This is a genomic window from Streptomyces sp. NBC_00076 (assembly GCF_045041235.1).
Lineage (GTDB): Bacteria > Actinomycetota > Actinomycetes > Streptomycetales > Streptomycetaceae > Streptomyces.
Window position 1 is genome coordinate 5060855 of the sequence record NZ_CP108242.1, and the last position, 19258, is coordinate 5080112.

Consider the following 19258-nt stretch of genomic DNA (forward strand, 5'->3'; position numbering starts at 1 on the left):
CCCCAGCTCGATACTGCTCTGAACTGGGGTCCGGCAGGTAGGCCCTGTGGGACTCGAACCCACAACCAATGGATTAAAAGTCCACTGCTCTGCCAATTGAGCTAAGGGCCCAGGCGATGTTGCCACCCCGAGCATAACCGCACCTGGCCGTGTCTCCGATCGGGTATCGGGGACACGGCCGTGCCGGACGGTCATGGCGGGGCGGGGAAGGGGCGGAGTGTCAGGGATCAACCGGTTCGGGGGCGTTGGCGCGGGCCGCCTCGCGGGCCCGGGTGCGGTCGTGGCCGGGGTTCAGGAACCAGTGGCGGGCCGAGACCTGCCACCAGGTCGCCGCGAAGCCGAGGACGACCAGGACGGCGACCGGGGCGTAGTTGAAGTTCTCCGCGGTGACCGGGGAGACCTGCGGGAGCATGAACAGGATCGTGATCACGACGACCCAGAGGACCGACACCACGCCCACGATCCGCGACCAGCGGCCCAGATGCCACGGGCCGCGTTCGAAGGCCTCGCCCTTCCGCAGCCGCAGCAGCGTCGGGATGACGTACGCGATGTAAAGGCCGATCACGGCGATCGAGGTCACCGCCGTGTAGGCCGTGACATTGATCAGGTAGGGCAGACCGAGCACCAGGGCTCCGCCCGCCGCCAGCCATACCGCCGCCACGGGCGTCCGGGTGCGCGGGCTCACCGTGTGCCAGACGTGGGAGAAGGGGAGCGCGCCGTCGCGCGAGAAGGCGTAGATCATGCGGCTGTTGGCCGTCACGGACGCCATCCCGCAGAACAGCTGCGCCCCGATCACGACCAACAGCAGCAGCTTGCCCGCCGTGGCGCCGAGCGCGTCGAGCAGGATCTGGGCCGGGGGCGCCCCCGTCGGTGACGCGAGGGCCCCGTCGTACGACTGGATCGCGAAGGTGAAGCCCAGGAGCAGGACGAAACCGGCTATCCAGGACGTCCAGATCGACTGCACGATGCCCTTCGGGCCGGCCGTCGACGCGTCGTGCGTCTCCTCCGTCATGTGGGCCGAGGCGTCGTACCCGGTGAAGGTGTACTGGGCCATCAGCAGGCCGAGCGCCACCACGTACACGCCGCTGCCCCAGCCCGTGTTGTTCACGAACTCGCCGAACACGAACGACGCCGACTGGTGGTGGTCCGGCACGAAGGTCAGCGCGCCGACGATCACCGCCACGCCCAGCACGTGCCACCACACGCTCACGCTGTTGAGCAGACCGACGATCCGGACGCCGAAGGTGTTCAGCAGGCCGTGCAGCACCAGGATCCCGGCGAACATCAGGACGGTCCGGCCCGCTGTCACCTCGAAGTCGAACTGGAGGTTCAGGTAGGCGCCGAGGAAGGACGCCGCCCCGAAGTCGATGCCCGCGGTCACCGCGACCTGGCCGAGCACGTTGAACCAGCCCGTGAACCAGGCCCAGGCGGCCGCGGTCCGGGACGGGGCCAGTTTGTGCGCCCAGAAGTACAGACCCGCCGAGGTCGGGTACGCCGAGCAGATCTCGGCCATCGACAGACCCACGAAGAGGGTCATCAGGCCTACGGCCACCCAGCCCCAGGTGATCACCGCCGGGCCGCCCGTGTTCATGCCGAAGAGGTACAGCGTCAGGCAGCCCGAGAGGACCGAGATGATCGTGAAGGAGACCGCGTAGTTGGAGAACGCCGACATTCGGCGGGCGAGAACCTGCGTGTAACCGAGCTGGGCCAGCCGTTCCTCGTCGGAGAGTCCCTCGTTGGAGAGTTTTCCGTCCGACGGCCCACTCGCTATGGCGTCATCTGTCATGCCCCCAGCGATTCCCACCCCGGGGGCGTGACACACGTCACAATTTGGCTAGAAACAGTCCATGGACCCGCACAGCGGAACGCCGTGGCCCCCGGGATTCCCGGGGGCCACGGCGTTCACTGCTCAAAGACGCGCTCAGCCGTTGCGCTTCCAGCGCGGCTTGTCGTCGCGGCGGCCGAAGGAGCCGGTGCCGGTGCCGGTGCTGCCGCCGCTGCGGTGGTCGTCACGACGGCCGGAGGGGCGGTCGTGGCCGCCGGAACGGAAGCCGGGGCGGTCGCCCTGGCGGTCACGGTTGAACGGACGGTCGCTGCCACGGTGTCCGCCGCGCTCGTCCCGGCGCTCGAAGGGACGGGCCGGACGGTCGTCACGGCGGAAGCCGCCACGGTTGTCGTCACGACGCTCGCCACGGTTGTCGTCGCGACGCTCGAAGGAACGGCCGCCACCACGGTTGTCGTCACGACGCTCGAAGGAACGACCACCACGGTCGCCACCCCGGTCACCACGGTCGTCACGGCGGAAGCCGCCACGGTTGTCGTCACGGCGCTCGAAGGAACGGCCGCCACCACGGTTGTCGTCACGACGCTCGAAGGAACGACCACCACGGTCGCCACCCCGGTCACCACGGTCGTCACGGCGGAAGCCGCCACGGTCGTTGTCCCGACGGTCGTCCCGACGGAAGCCACCACGGTCGTCACGACGCTCGAAGGAACGACCACCACGGTCGCCACCCCGGTCACCACGGTCGTCACGGCGGAAGCCGCCACGGTCGTTGTCCCGACGCTCGTAGGAGCGCTCGGCCTTGTCGGCGTTGTCGAGGTTCTGCGCCACCGGCTGCTCGGGCACGGCCACCGCGGCGGCCGCGGCGACAGCCGCCTGCGCCTCGGCAACCGCGGCCTCCGGGTCCTCGCCGCGCTCGCGGGCGGCCCGGGCGACCAGCCGGTCGGACTCCTCGCGCAGCTCGGTCGCGCGCCGCTGCGCACGCTCCAACTGCTTGCTGAGGTGGGCGACCTCGCGCTCGGCCTGCTCCGCCGCGTTACCCGCGGACTCGGCCTGCACCTCGGTCATCGACCGGGCACCGGTGATCTCGGCGACCTCCGGCTCGAAGGCCGTGCCGCCCTGGATGATGTGACGCCCGGCGTCGACACCGGCGTCCTCCATGAGACGGAAGATCTGACGGCGCTGGTGCGGCAGGGAGAGGGACACGACCGTGCCCGTACGACCGGCACGGGCGGTACGGCCGGCCCGGTGCAGGTAGTCCTTGTGGTCGCCGGCCGGGTCCACGTTCAGGACCAGGTCGATGCCGTCGACGTGGATACCGCGCGCGGCGACGTCGGTCGCGACGAGCGCGTTGACGTAGCCCTTCTTGAAGTCCTCCAGCACGCGGGTGCGCGCGCCCTGCGTCATACCGCCGTGCAGCGCGTCGGCCTTCACACCGGAGTCGCACAGCTGCTCGGCGATACGGTCGGCGCCGAGCTGGGTGCGGACGAAGATGATCGTGCGGCCCTTGCGGGAGGCGATCGCGGCGGTGACCGGCGCCTTGTCCTTGGGCTTCACGATGAGGATGTGGTGCGACATGGTCGTGACGTTGCCCTGGGCGCTGTCGACCTCGTGCGTGACCGGGTCGGTCAGGTAACGCTTGACCAGCGTGGAGATCTCGTTCTCCATCGTGGCCGAGAAGAGCATGCGCTGACCGCCCGCCGGGACCTGGTCGAGCAGCTCGGTGACCTCGGGCAGGAAGCCCAGGTCCGACATCTGGTCGGCCTCGTCGATGACGGCGACCTCGATGTCCTGCAGCGAGCAGGCGCCGCGGTTGATGATGTCGCGCAGCCGGCCCGGGGTGGCGACGAGGACGTCGACGCCGCGCTCCAGGGCGTAGATCTGGTTGCCCATCGACGTACCGCCGCAGACGACCTTCATCTTCAGGCCGAGGACGTCGCCGTAGGGCTGCAGCGCGTCGGCGACCTGCATGGCGAGCTCACGGGTCGGCGTGAGGATGACGGCGCGCGGCCGGTGCTTCTCGCTGCGGCTGCCGGACAGTCGGGTCAGAGTCGGCAGACCGAAGGAGAGGGTCTTGCCGGAGCCGGTGCGGCCACGGCCGAGGATGTCCTTGCCGGCCAGGGCGTCCGGGATGGTCGCGGCCTGGATCGGGAAGGGGGCGGTCACGCCGTTCTGGGCGAGCTTGCGTACGACGCCCTCAGGGAGACCGAGGTCCTCGAAGGTGACCTCGGGAGCGTCCGCCGCGCCCTCGGTGCCCTCGTTCTCGGGCACGACGACGTGATCAGTAAGGGAAATGGACATGCGTATGCGAAACCTTCCGGAGTCTCGTCGGCACGCGCCCGTCAACTCCGTGTTTCGCAATACGACCGCCTCAATGCGGTCAGCCACGGTAAGGGGAGAGAACGCGCCACACGGCGCGCTCTGCGTTGGCGCCGGGCAATGGGATCAAACGATCTACCACCATACGCACCCCTCTCCCCCGAAGGCAAACCGAGTCGGATAGACGTAGGTCACACAGGCCCGCACGCAGGTCAACCCCGAGCCAGGGGGCGCCAGGGGCTTACGCACGCGCCCCCGCCTCCGGTGCCGGTTCCCGCTGGGCCAGTTGAGGTTGCGGCCCCGGCGGTTCGTGCGCCGAGGACGACGGCTCGGGGGTCGGTGGTTCGGGGGTCGGCGTTTCCGGCGGCGGTGGCGGAGCGGGGGTCGGTGGTGGCGGCGGCGGTGGCTCGACCGTCCGGGTGGGCAGGGGTTCGCCCCTGGTCGGCGACGGCACCCCCGGCTTCGGCGGTCCCTGCGGCCCGTTCTGCGCCGGGGCGGACGCGCCGCCCTTCGCCGGCTCCGAGGCCGACGGCCGCGCCGACGCCCCCTTGCCCTTCTTGTGCTTGCCGGGCCCGTGCTTGCCGCTACCGGCCGCCGCTCCGACGCCTACGCCACCGCCCGACACCGCCGCCCCGCCGTCGGGTTCCTCACCGCCTCGCTGCCCGGCCGAGTGCGACGGCTTCGCGCTGCCACGACCGCCGTCGTCGTCACCCACGCTCATACAGCCGGCGGCAGCGGCGATGGCCATGACCGTGGCGGCCAGACGGACGGATACGTACAAGGGGCGCACGGGCAGCCACCTCCGGTGGAGGGTGAAGGAGTCAACCCGTCCAACTCCCGCCGCCCACAAGAGGACACGCGCCACGCATCGAACAACTTCACTCGTTGGGGCTCACCCGTACCCGAGGGCGTCCAGCCGGGCGTCGTCGATCCCGAAGTGGTGCGCGATCTCATGGACCACGGTCACCTCCGTCTCCGCGACGACCTCCTCCCGCGACGCGCACATCCTGAGCGTCGGCCCCCGGTAGATCGTGATCCGGTCCGGCAGCACTCCGGCGTACCACTCGCCCCGGTCGGTCAGCGGAGTCCCCTCGTACAGCCCGAGCAGCTCGGGATCGTCCGCTGGCGGCTCGTCCTCGACGAACACCGCGACGTTGTCCATCAGCCGCGTCAACTCCGGCGGAATCCGGTCCAGCGCCTCGGCGACCAGTTCCTCGAACTCCTCGCGCGTCATCTCCAGCACACGCCCATTGTCCGGTACGGAACCTCTGTACGAGAGTCACGAGCGCCCCCGGCACTGCCGGCGGTCCCCATACCCCCGCATATCAACGGGCGGGCTTGGGCATACGGGACCAATGGCCCGCGTCCCCGTAGCCGTCCGGAACATCGTGAAACCCATCCGCAGGACCCCGCGTACCGTCGCCCGCCGCTACCGCACGCGCCGCCCCCATCCGGTCTTCGAACTCGTCCCCCAGCCGCACCCCTGGGTCCGCGCCCTCGGACTCGTCGCCGTCGTCGTGCTCGGCGCCTGGCTGGGCCTGCTGATCGTCGGCAATGTCCGGGCCCCGGTCGGACCCATGAACACCACGATGACCCTGCGCCCGTCGTTCACCGGCGGCACGAAGATCAACGTCTCGCCGCTCGGCGCGCTGCAGCTGAACAGCCACCACGCCCCGGTCCGCCTGGACGTGAACGTCGACCAGCTCGACCCGGTCCGTTCCCAGGCCCTGGTCGACCACCCCGAACGTCTGTCCGGACTCCAGGACGAGGTCACCGAGGACGTCGCCCACGGCACCCTCGACCTGGCCGTACGCTCCTGCGTCGCCGTCGTCTCCGGCGCCACCGCCCTCGGTCTCGCGGTCTACCGTCGCCCCCGCCGCGCCCTCGCCGCGGGCGGCCTGGCGTTCACCCTCCTGGCCGCCTCGGGCGGAACGGCGTACGCGACCTGGAACCCGGAGTCGGTCCTCGAACCGAAGTTCTCCGGACTGCTCTCCTCGGCGCCGTCCCTGGTCGGCAACGCCCGCAGCATCGTCACCGAATTCGACGTGTACCAGAAGGAGTTGGCCCGTCTGGTCACGAACGTGACGAAGCTGTACGACGCCACCTCCACGCTCCCCGCCTACGCGCCCGACCCGTCCACCATCCGCGTTCTGCACGTCTCCGACATCCATCTGAACCCGGCGAGCTGGAAGATCATCGCCTCGCTGGTGGAGCAGTACAAGGTGAACGTGATCGTCGACTCCGGCGACACCATGGACCACGGCACGGCTGCCGAGAACGGCTTCCTGGACCCGATCGAGGACCTGGGCGCCCCGTACGTCTGGGTCCGCGGCAACCACGACTCGACGCTCACCCAGCGCTATCTGTCCCGGATGAAGAACGTGCACGTCCTTGACGACGGCCGGGCGCGCACCATCGCCGGCCTGCGCTTCGCCGGCATCGGCGACCCGCAGTTCACGCCCGACCGCTCGACACGGCCCGGCGGCGACGCGTCCCAGGAACTGGCCGGCGCCCGCCTGGCCTCGGCCCTGCGCGACCAGCGCACGGCCGGTACCCCCGCCGACATCGCCGTCGCCCACGAACCGGCGTTGGCCCGCGAGGTCGACGGCGAGGTCCCGCTGGCCCTGGCCGGGCACCTCCACCACGAGGAGATGGAGGTCATGAAGTACGGCACCCGACTGCGGGTCGAGGGCTCCACCGGCGGCAGCGGTCTGCGCGCGGTGGAGGGCAAGTACCCCGACCCCATCGAGGCCTCGATCCTCTACATGGACCGCGACACCCGCCGGCTCCAGGCCTGGGACGAGATCGAACTGGGCGGCCTGGGGCTGACGACGGCCGAGGTCAGTCGCCATCTCGTACAGGAGAACCAGCCCGGCGCCACCCCGTCGCCCGGCGCGTCCTCCCCCAGCCCTTCCACCCCGTCGCCCGGCTCGTCCTCGCCCAGCCCTTCGACCCCCTCCGCCCCGGCCCCCTAAACCGTTTTGGCGATCCCTCCCGCCATCGCCTATGCTTCACACGTCCCCGACGCGCTGACAAAGCGCCCAGGCGGGCCGATAGCCCTCATCGTCTAGCGGCCTAGGACGCCGCCCTTTCAAGGCGGTAGCACGGGTTCGAATCCCGTTGGGGGCACGCAATACCGTGTGCGACACTGTCGTACGCACAGCAAGGTCCTGTGGAGCAGTTTGGAGTGCTCGCCACCCTGTCAAGGTGGAGGCCGCGGGTTCAAATCCCGTCAGGACCGCTGAGGTTTCTCCGGAAGTCTCGTGGCTGGGTAGCTCAGTTGGTACGAGCGATCGCCTGAAAAGCGATAGGTCGCCGGTTCGATCCCGGCCCCAGCCACCACCCAAGGGCCCCGTCCACACGGACGGGGCCCTTGTCGTGGGCCCTTGCCGTTCACCCACGCGACACCCCCTCCCCGCGCCACCGCGACGCCTGCCGAGAAGGTTGCCGACAGACCTTCCGTACCGCCGGAGGCAAAAGCGTTCGCCACGGATTTCCCGGGGATGAGATCCTGGATCGCGTATGTCTACGCACCCCGCCCCCGGCGCTGCCGCTCCCGCACCGGGCACCCCCGACCTCGGCGCTCTCGCCCCCCGCCTGACCGAGCTGTCCCTGCGCGACGCGCACCGGCTCGGGCGCAGGCTCGAAGGCGCGCGCAGGATCCGCAAGCCGGAGGCCCGTGCCGCCGTACTCGCCGAGATCGAGGCGGAGGTCGCGAAGGCCGAGGAACGGATGCGTGCGCGGCACGGCCGGGTGCCCGCCGTCAGCTACCCCCAGCAGCTGCCCGTCAGCCAGAAGAAGGACGAGATCGCGGCCGCCATCCGCGATCACCAGGTCGTCATCGTCGCCGGTGAGACCGGCTCCGGCAAGACGACACAGATCCCGAAGATCTGTCTGGAGCTGGGGCGCGGGGTGCGCGGCATGGTCGGGCACACCCAGCCCCGTCGTATCGCCGCCCGCACCGTCGCGGAGCGGGTCGCGGAAGAGCTCGACACACCTCTGGGCGAAGCCGTCGGCTGGAAGGTGCGGTTCACCGACCAGGTCAACCCGGAAGCCACCTTCGTCAAGCTGATGACGGACGGCATCCTGCTCGCCGAGATCCAGACCGACCGCGAGCTGCGCGCCTACGACACGATCATCATCGACGAGGCCCACGAGCGGTCCCTGAACATCGACTTCCTGCTGGGCTACCTCGCCCAGCTACTGCCGAAGCGCCCTGATCTGAAGGTCGTGATCACCTCCGCGACCATCGACCCCGAGCGCTTCTCCCGGCACTTCGGGGACGCTCCGATCGTCGAGGTCAGCGGGCGCACGTATCCCGTGGAGGTCCGCTACCGCCCGCTCCTGGAGGAGGACGGCGAGGACTCCGACCGGGATCAGATCACCGCGATCACCGAAGCCGTCGAAGAGCTCACGGGCGAGGGCAAGGGCGACATCCTCGTCTTCCTCTCCGGCGAGCGGGAGATCCGGGACACCGCGGACGCGCTCGAGAAGAAGAAGTTCCGCTTCACGGAAGTCCTGCCCCTGTACGCCCGGCTCTCGCACGCCGAGCAGCACCGCGTCTTCCAGCAGCACACCGGACGCAGGATCGTCCTGGCGACCAACGTCGCGGAGACCTCGCTGACCGTCCCCGGGATCAAGTACGTCATCGACCCCGGCTTCGCCCGCATCTCCCGCTACAGCCACCGCACCAAGGTCCAGCGCCTCCCCATCGAGCCGATCTCTCAGGCCAGCGCCAACCAGCGCAAGGGCCGCTGCGGCCGCACCAGCGACGGCATCTGCATCCGCCTCTACGCCGAGGACGACTTCGACGCCCGGCCCGAGTTCACGGACGCCGAGATCCTCCGTACGAACCTCGCCTCCGTCATCCTGCAGATGACCGCCGCCGGACTCGGCGACATCGAGAAGTTCCCGTTCATCGATCCGCCGGACCACCGCAACATCCGTGACGGTGTCCAGCTCCTCCAGGAACTGGGCGCGTTGGACCCGGCGGAGAAGGACGCACGCAAGCGGCTCACCCAGACCGGCCGCAAGCTCGCCCAGCTGCCCGTCGACCCGCGGCTGGCCCGGATGGTCCTGGAGGCCGACAAAAACGGCTGTGTCCGGGAGGTCATGGTCATAGCGGCCGCGCTGTCCATCCAGGACCCGCGCGAGCGCCCCGCCGACAAGCAGACCCAGGCCGACCAGCAGCACGCCCGCTTCCGCGACGAGACGAGCGACTTCCTCGCCTACCTCAACCTGTGGCGGTACGTGCGGGAGCAGCAGAAGGAGCGGGGCTCCTCCTCCTTCCGGCGTATGTGCAAGCAGGAGTACCTGAACTTCCTGCGCATCCGCGAATGGCAGGACATCTACACGCAACTGCGTACGGTCGCCAAGCAGATGGGCATCCATCTGAACGAGGACGACGCGGCAGAGCAGAGCGTCCACGTCTCCCTCCTCGCCGGCCTGCTCTCCCACATCGGCATGAAGGACGTGAAGGAGGGCGCGAAGAACGACTATCTGGGCGCCCGCAACGCCAAGTTCGCGATCTTCCCCGGCTCGGCCCTCTTCAAGAAACCCCCGCGTTTCGTCATGTCCGCCGAACTGGTGGAGACGTCCCGCCTCTGGGCCCGGGTCAACGCGAAGATCGAGCCGGAGTGGGTCGAGCCGCTCGCCGAGCATCTGCTGAAGCGCACGTACAGCGAGCCGCACTGGGAGAAGGACCAGGCCGCGGTGATGGCGTACGAGAAGGTCACGCTGTACGGCGTGCCGATCATCGCCCAGCGCAAGGTCAACTACGGCCGGATCGACCCGGAGACCTCCCGCGAGCTCTTCATCCGCAACGCCCTGGTCGAGGGCGACTGGCGCACCCACCACAAGTTCTTCGCCGACAACCGCAGACTCCTCAGCGAGGTCGAGGAACTGGAGCACCGGGCCCGGCGCCGGGACATCGTCGTCGACGACGACACGCTCTTCGACTTCTACGACCAGAAGGTGCCCGAACACGTCGTCTCCGGCGCCCACTTCGACTCCTGGTGGAAGCGCAAGCGGCACGAGCAGCCCGAGTTCCTCGACTTCGAGCGGGAGATGCTCATCCGGGAGTCGGCGGAGGCGGTCACCAAGGCCGACTATCCGGACTCGTGGCGGCAGGGCCCGCTGAAGTTCCGGGTGACGTACCAGTTCGAGCCGGGCGCGGACGCGGACGGCGTGACCGTCCATGTCCCGCTCCAGGTCCTCAACCAGGTCACGGACGAGGGCTTCGACTGGCAGATCCCGGGCCTCAGGGAAGAGGTCGTCACCGAACTGATCCGCTCCCTGCCGAAGCCGATCCGTCGCCATTACGTGCCGGCACCGAACTTCGCGAAGCGGTTCCTGGACACGGCGGTGCCCCTCCAGGAGCCGCTCACCACGACCATGGCGCGAGAGCTCAAGCGCATGGTCGGCGTCCCCTTCACCGCGGACGACTTCGACTGGTCGAGGGTCCCCGACCACCTCCGCATCACCTTCCGGATCGTCGACGAGCGTCGCCGCAAGCTGGCCGAGGACAAGGACCTGGAGGCGCTGAAGCTCCAGCTGAGGCCGAAGGCGAGGCAGGCCCTGTCCCAGGCGGCGGCCGCCACCGCCGAGCGCCAGGGCGGCGAGTCTCTTGAGCGCAAGGGCCTCACCGACTGGACGATCGGTTCCCTCACCCGCGTCTTCGAGACCCGCCGCGCCGGCCAGCCGGTGAAGGCGTACCCGGCCCTGGTCGACGACGGACCGACGGCGAACACCGTCTCCGTACGCCTCTTCGACACCGAGGCCGAGCAGGCGGAGGCGATGTGGAAGGGCACGCGCCGGCTGATCCTGCGCAACATCCCGGTCAACCCGGCGAAGTTCGCGTCCGAGAAGCTGACCAACCCGCAGAAGCTCGCCCTGTCCGCGAATCCGCACGGGTCGATCCAGGCGCTCTTCGACGACTGCGCGATGGCGGCGGCGGACAAGCTGATCGGCGACTTCGGCGGCCCGGTGTGGGACGAGGAGTCGTACCGGAAGCTGTACGACAAGGTACGCGCGGAGATCGTCGACACGACGGTCCGAACGGTGGGTCAGGTGCAGCAGGTGCTGGCCGCCTGGCAGGCCTGTGAGCGCCGCCTGAAGGGCGTACGGAGCGCCGTACTGCTGGCGAACCTGGCGGACGTACGGGGGCAACTGGACGCCCTCGTGAAGCCGGGCTTCGTGACGGAGGCGGGGCTGCGGCGGCTGCCCGATCTGATGCGCTATCTGGTCGCCGCGGACCGGCGGCTGCAGCAGATGCCGACGAACGTCCAGCGGGACACCACGCGCATGGAGAAGGTCCACGAGATGCGGGACGAGTACGCGTGGCTGCTGGAACAGCTGCCGCAGGGCCGCCCGATCCCGTCCTCGGTGCTGGACATCCGGTGGATGATCGAGGAGCTGCGGGTCAGCTATTTCGCGCACGCCCTGGGGACGGCGTATCCGGTCTCCGACAAGCGGATCGTGAAGGCGATCGACGCGGCCGTACCGTAACGGCACCCTCACGCTGAGTGAGTTCGACCAGGAGGCGCCGCCTCCTGTAGAGTCTCTTCTCGCAGCGCAACGCACGAATAGCGCCGCAAAACCTGGTCCTGTGGAGCAGTTTGGAGTGCTCGCCACCCTGTCAAGGTGGAGGCCGCGGGTTCAAATCCCGTCAGGACCGCAGTAATGAGAAGGGCCCGCACCCGCGAGGGGAAGCGGGCCCTTCCTCATGCCCGACACCACTCACCCCTGCCCCGCCGAGGCGGCGGCCGCGCCCGCGGCGCAGCCGCCATCGGGTACAGCAAATCCCGTCAGGACCGCAGTAATGAGAAGGGCCCGCACCCGTCAGGGGAAGCGGGCCCTTCTTCGTTCCCGCTTCCCCTCAGGACCGCGATAAGGGAGCCCGGGTCTTCGAACCCTGGCTCCCTTGGGTTCAGCGCCGTCCGGAAGCCCTCCGAGGCGCACACGCCGTCTTGACGGCGTCCCGTTCCGCCGGTACCCAGAAGTCAGGGCCGCCTCGCGTGCGGCCTTCCGGAGGTGGCGTATGGCGGCGTCAGCCAGGCACGAGACACGGGCGTTGCTCCGTGCGCACCTGTCGGCCGCCTCCTCCTATCGCCATCTGACGCGCCACTGCCCGATCTGCCACCGCCTGTTGCGGCTGGCGATGGACTCCGCCCCGCCGACCGCACCACCGGCCGCCCAGCAGACCGCCTCGCAAGCCGTCCAGCAAGCCGCCCGGCGAGCCCTCCAGGAGCCCGCCAAGGGCGTCGACGCGGACGTCGAGGACGAGAGCCCGGCCCCCGCGTGACCATCGGCGATGCCCAACCGCCCACCGCACAGGGAGCGCTGGAACACGCGCCTCCTTTAGCGCACGCGAGCCGACAGCAACAAGGACCCGGGCATGTGACGGGTGTCACCGCATGAGTTTCTGAAACTGCGGTACTTACGCCTCGCATACAACTGGTCAATTTTATATGTGCAATTGCACCACCCTCGGAGGGGCGTCCACGGTAGATCCGACAGCCCTCCCCAGACTCCGACAAGGCCGCTCACAGACCCACCCCACCGGCCACGTTCCGCACACAAAAAAGATCGCGCTGGACTCGGCGGAGTCCAGCGCGATCTACGACGCACCCTGTGTTGTGCTCGGAAAGCCCCTGGAGGCTTGGGCGTGAGGCCTGTTGGGGCAGGACTCGCGTCGCTTGGAGCTGTGGTGCCGGGCGCTACGACAAGTGGGGGACCTGCCGGTTTGCCCGGTTATTCAGTTGTTCAGGCCTCGCTGCGCTGCTGCGGGATGCCCGCGAGCAGAGCGCGGACCTCAGCCTCGCGGTAACGGCGGTGCCCGCCGAGCGTACGGATGGACGTGAGCTTGCCGGCCTTCGCCCACCGCGTGACCGTCTTCGGGTCGACGCGGAACATCGTGGCGACTTCAGCCGGGGTCAGCAGCGGCTCGGCATCAGGGGTGCGAGCGGTCATGAGCGGCCTCCTCGGGAGAACCGAACCTTCTCGGTTCATTCCTCTAAATTCTGCACCTTGACCCGCGTTGCCCGAAATGGCGGACGCGAGTCGAGTCGGTTATAGGACGAACGGCTTGTCCTCGGCACTACAACTACACCATCCGTCCAGCCGCGTAGGCCAAACCGATGGAATTGCCCCTCCAGGTGTTCATCAGCCGCGGAAGCCGATGGACCATGCCATAGCGGACAGTCACGCCACTGTGACGATCAGTCACAGGACGATCAGGAGTCATCAGGCCCCCCAAAGCGTGCAATGCTGAGATTCCGCCCACATCGCAGCACAACGGGGCGGAAGGAGCCCTCCCCGGACTCCTTGTCCTATTTTGGCATGAGGGGGGGCAAGCGGCGCAAGAGCCGCGTACGTGCGTTCCGTCACGCTTGACACACTTGGGGCGAACGCCCTGATCCGGACCTACATCCCTTGTTGGCGAAACCTCAGGACATATGTCCGAGGACGAAACCCCAAAACGGGCGTCAGGTCAAACGTCAGTTCGTCACCTGGGGCGCGTTCAGTTCGCCGAGCGTCGGTTCCGCACCGACCGCCACCGCTCCACGAGCCGGGCGTAGGCCTCCCCCGCCGCGTCCCCGTCACCGAGCCGCAGCGCCTCGATCCCCTCGGCCACGTCGGCCGCCGAGTGGTCGTCCTCCAGCGCGCCGGCCGGCAGCACGTGCACCAGACCGCCGTAGTCCAGCTCCACCAGCGAGCGCGGGTGGAACTCCTCCAGCCAGCGCCCCACGTCGATCAGGCCGTCGATCAGCGGCCCCTCGTCGATGGCTTCCTTGAGCGCCCTCAGGGCCCGTGCCACCCGCCGCCGTGCCTGCACCATGGGCGTGCGGTAGCGCAGCATCGGCGGGACCTCGCCGGAGCCCTTGTCGAACCGCCGCTCCTCGTCGGACACCAGCACGAACCAGTTCAGCGGCACCTGCCAGGTCGCCGTCCGGATCCAGGGCCGCGCGTCCGGGTTGCGGGCCAGCCATCGCTCGTAGTCCTGGGCCGCCTGACGTCGTACGACGGGGGGCAGCACCGCGTCCAGGACCGGCGGCGGAAGCTCCTCGGGCAGCTCGTCCAGGGCCTGCCAGCCGCGCAGCCGGGTGCGCCACGGGCAGACGCACACCACTCCGTCCACATCGAGCACGAACGCGTCGCTGCTCTCGTGCACCGGCACCGGGATCGGCGGGGTGGGCAGCAGGTCGGCCAGGGAGCGACGCAGCTCGTCCTGGTACGAGGGGCGGTCGGCACGGCGGGCGTAGCGGGTCCAGTAGCCGCGCTCCGGCTCAGGGAAGGCGGCCAGCGGTTCGTACACGCGCAGATAGGCCGCGTACGGGACGATCACGGAGGACACCTTGGGCACGCCTGCTCCCTCCCCCGACGGCTGCCAGGAAAACCTGCGAAACCCGCACCCGACGTGCGGGAACCCATGCAAATCGTCGCACGGGCGTGCGCCGGGGGGACGTGATCCGGGGCGCTGCGCGAACGACCGGGCGTCCAGGCTCTAATCTCGTGCTCAGAGCCCCCGCCACCCATACGGGAGCTGGTCTCCGACCGCCGCAACTTACTTCAGGAGTCACCACCGTGACCGACGTAACCGGCGCACCTGCTGATGTACTGCACACCCTGTTCCACTCGGAACAGGGCGGCCATGAGCAAGTCGTGCTCTGCCAGGACCAGGCAAGCGGCCTCAAGGCCGTCATCGCCCTCCACTCCACCGCCCTCGGCCCCGCGCTCGGCGGTACCCGCTTCTACCCGTACGCGAGCGAGGCGGAGGCCGTCGCCGACGCGCTGAACCTCGCGCGCGGGATGTCGTACAAGAACGCCATGGCCGGCCTGGACCACGGCGGCGGCAAGGCCGTGATCATCGGCGATCCCGACGTGATCAAGACCGAAGAGCTGCTGCTCGCGTACGGCCGTTTCGTGGCCTCGCTCGGCGGGCGGTACGTGACCGCCTGCGACGTCGGCACCTACGTCGCCGACATGGACGTCGTGGCCCGTGAGTGCCGCTGGACGACCGGCCGCTCGCCGGAGAACGGCGGGGCGGGCGACTCGTCCGTCCTCACCGCGTTCGGCGTGTACCAGGGCATGCGGGCCTCCGCGCGGCACCTGTGGGGCGACCCGTCGCTGTGCGACCGCACGGTCGGCATCGCCGGCGTGGGCAAGGTCGGGCACCACCTGGTGGAGCACCTCCTGGAGGAGGGCGCCCGAGTCGTGATCACCGACGTGCGGCAGGAAGCCGTGCGGCGGATCGCCGACAGGCACCCGTCCGTGGCCGTGGTCGCCGACACCGAGGCGCTGATCCGCGTGGAGGGTCTCGACATCTACGCTCCCTGCGCGCTCGGCGGGGCCCTGAACGACGACTCCGTGCCGGTGCTCACCGCGACGATCGTCTGCGGTGCCGCCAACAACCAGCTGGCCCACCCCGGCGTCGAGAAGGACCTCGCCGACCGCGGGATCCTCTACGCGCCGGACTACGTCGTGAACGCCGGCGGTGTCATCCAGGTCGCCGACGAACTGCACGGGTTCGACTTCGAACGGTGCAGGACGAAGGCCGCGCGGATCTACGACACCACGCTGGCCATATTCGCACGTGCGAAGGCGGATGGGATTCCGCCGGCCGCGGCGGCCGACCGGATCGCCGAACAGCGGATGGCGGAGGGACGCGGGCGGCGCTGAGAGGCCTTTCCCGGGTTTGATCGGTACCCGTCGGCGCACACTTAGAGAGAACTCTCACGTCCGTCGGCGGGTCGCCTGCCAAGAAGTGGTTAAAATCGCGGTTGACCAGCGGGGACGGGGCACCCCGAGGGTCCTGGGTCCGGGCACGTCCTGCGGGCGACGTACCGTATGGGCGCGGGCTCAGGTACCGTGGAAGCCCTACGGACCGGTCTCTCCACGGAGAGCCCGTTCCAGATCATGAACGCGTGTCAAGACTCTGGGGCCGTCGAGCCCCGTCACCGAGGGGGTCGAGCCATGGGGCGCGGCCGGGCCAAGGCCAAGCAGACGAAGGTCGCCCGCCAGCTGAAGTACAACAGCGGCGGGACTGACCTGTCGCGTCTGGCCAGCGAGCTGGGCGCTTCGACTTCGAGTCAGCCTCCGAACGGCGAGCCGTTCGAGGACGACGAGGACGAAGACGACCCGTACGCCCAGTACGCGGATCTGTACAACGACGACGATGAGGACGAGGACGACGAGTCCGGTCCCGCGTCACAACGCCGCGGCGCTTGACGATCCAGCACTGCATGACCCGGTCCAGCGGTTTCCACCGCCGGACCGGGTTTTGCTCTGCCCTCGTCAGGCCGGGCGTCGTACAGATCCCGTACGGACGCTTACGGACTCCTACCGAAGCGGAGACGCTTTTAGACTGAATACGTGCCGACCAGTTCCGCACCCGTGGTGTGATCGCCGCGGTCCGTGATCTCGCCGGCCACCCACGCCTCGACCCCGCGGTCGGCCAGGGTGGCCAGGGCCACGTCCGCCGACTCCTCGGGCACGATCGCGATCATGCCGACGCCCATGTTCAGGGTCTTCTCCAGCTCCAGGCGCTCGACCTGACCGGTCCTGCCGACAAGGTCGAAGACCGGGGCCGGGGTCCAGGTGGATCGGTCGACGATCGCGTGCAGCATGTCGGGGATCACACGGGCCAGGTTGGCGGCGAGCCCGCCGCCCGTGACGTGACTGAAGGCGTGCACGTCGGTGGTCCGGGTCAGGGCCAGGCAGTCCAGCGAGTAGATCTTGGTGGGCTCCAGGAGCTCCTCGCCCAGCGTGCGTCCGAACTCCTCGATCCGCGCGTCCAGCGCGAGACCGGCCTGGTTCAGCAGGACATGCCGGACGAGCGAGTACCCGTTCGAGTGAAGACCGGAGGCGGCCATCGCGATGACCGCGTCCCCCGTACGGATGCGATCCGGGCCCAGCAGGCGGTCGGCCTCCACCACGCCCGTACCGGCACCGGCGACGTCGAAGTCGTCCGGCCCCAGCAGACCGGGGTGCTCGGCCGTCTCGCCGCCCACCAGGGCGCAGCCGGCCAGGACACAGCCCTCGGCGATGCCCTTGACGATGGCGGCGACCCGCTCGGGGTGGACCTTGCCGACGCAGATGTAGTCGGTCATGAACAGCGGCTCGGCGCCGCAGACCACGATGTCGTCCATGACCATCGCGACCAGGTCGTGGCCGATGGAGTCGTAGACGCCCAGTTGGCGCGCGATGTCGACCTTGGTGCCGACGCCGTCGGTCGCGGAGGCGAGCAGCGGGCGCTCGTAGCGCTTGAGGGCGGAGGCGTCGAAGAGGCCGGCGAAACCGCCGAGGCCGCCGAGGACCTCGGGGCGCTGCGCCTTCTTCACCCACTCCTTCATCAGCTCGACGGCGCGGTCGCCCGCCTCGATGTCGACACCTGCTGTTTTGTAAGAAGCAGCTGCGTAGCTGGCACCAGTTGTCTCAGACATGACGGTGAGAACTTTCGTGTCGAGTTGCAGTCGTCATCGCAGTCGGCATTGCGGTCGTACGGCGGTCGTACTGCGCGGTCGTACTGCTGTCGTCTGCGGGTGATACGGGCTGCCTACGGGCGACGGATCGCGTCGGCCGCGGCCGTGGCCGCCGGCCCGGCGGCCAGCTCGGTCTCCAGGAGCTGCTTGCCGAGCAGCTCGGGGTCCGGGAGGTCCATCGGGTACTCACCGTCGAAGCAGGCGCGGCACAGGTTCGGCTTGGCGATGGTGGTCGCCTCGATCATGCCGTCGATGGAGATGTACGCCAGGGAGTCGGCGCCCAGGGAGGTGCCGATCTCGTCGATGCTCATGCCGTTGGCGATGAGCTCGGCGCGGGTGGCGAAATCTATGCCGAAGAAGCAGGGCCACTTCACGGGAGGCGAGGAGATCCGGATGTGGACCTCCGCCGCGCCCGCCTCGCGAAGCATCCGGACCAGGGCGCGCTGGGTGTTGCCGCGCACGATCGAGTCGTCGACGACGACCAGGCGCTTGCCCTTGATGACTTCCTTCAGCGGGTTCAGCTTCAGCCGGATACCGAGCTGGCGGATCGTCTGGGAGGGCTGGATGAACGTCCGGCCCACGTACGCGTTCTTGACCAGGCCGGCACCGAAGGGGATGCCCGAGGCTTCCGCGTAGCCGATGGCGGCGGGGGTGCCGGACTCCGGAGTAGCTATCACCAGGTCGGCGTCGACCGGGGCTTCCTTGGCGAGCTTGCGGCCCATCTCCACGCGGGAGAGGTACACGTTCCGCCCGGCGATGTCGGTGTCGGGGCGGGCCAGGTACACGTACTCGAAGACACAGCCCTTGGGCTTCGCTTCCGCGAATCGGGAGGAACGCAGGCCGTTCTCGTCGATGGCGACGAACTCGCCCGGCTCGATCTCGCGGACGTAGGCGGCGCCGCAGATGTCGAGGGCGGCCGACTCGGAGGCGATCACCCAGCCACGCTCCAGGCGGCCGAGGACCAGCGGGCGGACGCCCTGCGGGTCGCGGGCGGCGTAGAGGGTGTGCTCGTTCATGAAGACGAGCGAGAAGGCGCCCTTGACCTGCGGGAGGACCACGGGGGCGGCCTCCTCGATGGTCAGCGGCTTGCCGTCGTCGTCGACCTGGGCCGCGAGGAGCGCGGTGAGCAGGTCGGTATCGTTGGTGGCCGCGACGCGGGTCGAGCGACCGTTGGTGTCCTTCGGCAGGTCGGCGACCATCTCGGCGAGCTGCGCCGTGTTGACCAGGTTGCCGTTGTGGCCGAGCGCGATGGAACCGTGCGCGGTGGCACGGAACGTCGGCTGGGCGTTCTCCCACACGGAGGCACCGGTGGTCGAGTAGCGGGCGTGACCGACCGCGATATGACCCTGGAGCGAACCGAGCGAGGTCTCGTCGAAGACCTGGGAAACGAGCCCCATGTCCTTGAAGACGAGGATCTGGGAGCCGTTACTGACCGCGATTCCCGCGGATTCCTGACCTCGATGCTGGAGGGCGTAGAGCCCGAAGTAAGTGAGCTTGGCGACCTCTTCGCCCGGAGCCCAGACACCGAAGACGCCGCATGCGTCCTGGGGGCCTTTCTCACCGGGGAGCAGATCATGACTGAGTCGACCGTCACCACGTGGCACGCCACCGAGTGTAGGCGAGATCGACCACTGGTCCGAATTGGGGAATGCTCCAGGGTTCTCGGCCGCATGGG

13 protein-coding genes and 5 tRNA genes are annotated in these 19258 nt (G+C 69.1%); 9 read left to right on the top strand and 9 right to left on the bottom strand.

Annotated elements, in window-relative coordinates; translation table 11 throughout:
• Window positions 1-38 precede the first annotated feature (38 nt).
• The 5 genes from OHA64_RS22910 to OHA64_RS22930 form a co-directional block, all read right to left on the bottom strand.
• Window positions 39-111: transfer RNA gene (locus OHA64_RS22910), tRNA-Lys, on the bottom strand.
• Between the two features lie 109 nt (window positions 112-220).
• Complete coding sequence (locus OHA64_RS22915; RefSeq protein WP_405615969.1) at window positions 221-1786, bottom strand: amino acid permease; 1566 nt, start codon at window positions 1784-1786, stop codon at window positions 221-223.
• A gap of 135 nt (window positions 1787-1921) precedes the next feature.
• Window positions 1922-4084 (bottom strand): DEAD/DEAH box helicase, encoded by a 2163-nt coding sequence (locus OHA64_RS22920; RefSeq protein ID WP_405615971.1) that lies wholly within the window; start codon window positions 4082-4084, stop codon window positions 1922-1924.
• A gap of 259 nt (window positions 4085-4343) precedes the next feature.
• A complete protein-coding gene (locus OHA64_RS22925; protein ID WP_405615973.1) occupies window positions 4344-4892 on the bottom strand; it encodes a hypothetical protein in 549 nt (182 codons plus the stop codon).
• Between the two features lie 102 nt (window positions 4893-4994).
• Window positions 4995-5345 (bottom strand): metallopeptidase family protein, encoded by a 351-nt coding sequence (locus OHA64_RS22930; protein ID WP_405615975.1) that lies wholly within the window; start codon window positions 5343-5345, stop codon window positions 4995-4997.
• A 112-nt stretch (window positions 5346-5457) separates the two neighbouring features.
• On the opposite strand from OHA64_RS22930, the gene OHA64_RS22935 reads away from it, so the two are divergent.
• The 7 genes from OHA64_RS22935 to OHA64_RS22965 all read left to right on the top strand — a co-directional run bounded on the left by OHA64_RS22935 (window position 5458) and on the right by OHA64_RS22965 (window position 12404).
• Window positions 5458-7077, top strand: a complete 1620-nt coding sequence (locus tag OHA64_RS22935; protein ID WP_405615977.1) for a metallophosphoesterase — start codon at window positions 5458-5460, stop codon at window positions 7075-7077.
• An 81-nt stretch (window positions 7078-7158) separates the two neighbouring features.
• Window positions 7159-7231 (top strand) — tRNA-Glu (locus OHA64_RS22940).
• A gap of 37 nt (window positions 7232-7268) precedes the next feature.
• A tRNA-Asp gene (locus OHA64_RS22945) sits at window positions 7269-7343 on the top strand.
• Between the two features lie 24 nt (window positions 7344-7367).
• Window positions 7368-7444, top strand: a tRNA-Phe gene (locus OHA64_RS22950).
• A 180-nt stretch (window positions 7445-7624) separates the two neighbouring features.
• Window positions 7625-11608 carry an ATP-dependent RNA helicase HrpA gene (gene hrpA / locus OHA64_RS22955; RefSeq protein ID WP_405615979.1) on the top strand — a complete coding sequence of 1328 codons (3984 nt, stop codon included), beginning with the start codon at window positions 7625-7627 and terminating at the stop codon, window positions 11606-11608.
• A 94-nt stretch (window positions 11609-11702) separates the two neighbouring features.
• Window positions 11703-11777 (top strand) — tRNA-Asp (locus OHA64_RS22960).
• Between the two features lie 363 nt (window positions 11778-12140).
• Window positions 12141-12404, top strand: a complete 264-nt coding sequence (locus tag OHA64_RS22965; protein ID WP_405615981.1) for a DUF6274 family protein — start codon at window positions 12141-12143, stop codon at window positions 12402-12404.
• Between the two features lie 461 nt (window positions 12405-12865).
• Here the strand turns inward: OHA64_RS22965 and bldC are convergent, their stop codons facing one another.
• Together bldC and OHA64_RS22975 are read right to left on the bottom strand one after the other, a co-directional pair.
• On the bottom strand, window positions 12866-13072 hold the full coding sequence (gene bldC / locus OHA64_RS22970; RefSeq protein WP_003949541.1) for a developmental transcriptional regulator BldC: 207 nt from the start codon (window positions 13070-13072) through the stop codon (window positions 12866-12868).
• A 550-nt stretch (window positions 13073-13622) separates the two neighbouring features.
• On the bottom strand, window positions 13623-14465 hold the full coding sequence (locus tag OHA64_RS22975) for a hypothetical protein (RefSeq protein WP_405615983.1): 843 nt from the start codon (window positions 14463-14465) through the stop codon (window positions 13623-13625).
• Between the two features lie 221 nt (window positions 14466-14686).
• On the opposite strand from OHA64_RS22975, the gene OHA64_RS22980 reads away from it, so the two are divergent.
• The gene (locus OHA64_RS22980) at window positions 14687-15781 is read left to right on the top strand and encodes a Leu/Phe/Val dehydrogenase (RefSeq protein WP_405615985.1); all 1095 of its coding nucleotides are present in this window, start codon (window positions 14687-14689) and stop codon (window positions 15779-15781) included.
• Between the two features lie 294 nt (window positions 15782-16075).
• Window positions 16076-16330: a DUF3073 domain-containing protein gene (locus OHA64_RS22985; RefSeq protein ID WP_362432310.1), complete on the top strand. Its 255-nt coding sequence runs from the start codon at window positions 16076-16078 to the stop codon at window positions 16328-16330.
• Window positions 16331-16461: 131 nt separating this feature from the next.
• Here the strand turns inward: OHA64_RS22985 and purM are convergent, their stop codons facing one another.
• Window positions 16462-17544, bottom strand: a complete 1083-nt coding sequence (gene purM / locus OHA64_RS22990) for a phosphoribosylformylglycinamidine cyclo-ligase (RefSeq protein WP_405615988.1) — start codon at window positions 17542-17544, stop codon at window positions 16462-16464.
• 113 nt (window positions 17545-17657) lie between these two features.
• Window positions 17658-19187, bottom strand: coding sequence for an amidophosphoribosyltransferase (gene purF, locus OHA64_RS22995; RefSeq protein WP_405615991.1), 1530 nt, complete (start codon window positions 19185-19187; stop codon window positions 17658-17660).
• Between the last annotated feature and the right edge of the window lie 71 nt (window positions 19188-19258).

Coding starts and splice junctions, on each gene's coding strand:
- OHA64_RS22965 (WP_405615981.1), top strand. CDS start 12,141: ATGGCGGCGTCAGCCAGGCACGAGACACGGGCGTTGCTCCGTGCGCAC.
- purM (WP_405615988.1), bottom strand. CDS start 17,544: ATGTCTGAGACAACTGGTGCCAGCTACGCAGCTGCTTCTTACAAAACA.
- OHA64_RS22920 (WP_405615971.1), bottom strand. CDS start 4,084: ATGTCCATTTCCCTTACTGATCACGTCGTCGTGCCCGAGAACGAGGGC.
- bldC (WP_003949541.1), bottom strand. CDS start 13,072: ATGACCGCTCGCACCCCTGATGCCGAGCCGCTGCTGACCCCGGCTGAA.
- hrpA (WP_405615979.1), top strand. CDS start 7,625: ATGTCTACGCACCCCGCCCCCGGCGCTGCCGCTCCCGCACCGGGCACC.
- OHA64_RS22935 (WP_405615977.1), top strand. CDS start 5,458: ATGGCCCGCGTCCCCGTAGCCGTCCGGAACATCGTGAAACCCATCCGC.
- OHA64_RS22915 (WP_405615969.1), bottom strand. CDS start 1,786: ATGACAGATGACGCCATAGCGAGTGGGCCGTCGGACGGAAAACTCTCC.
- OHA64_RS22985 (WP_362432310.1), top strand. CDS start 16,076: ATGGGGCGCGGCCGGGCCAAGGCCAAGCAGACGAAGGTCGCCCGCCAG.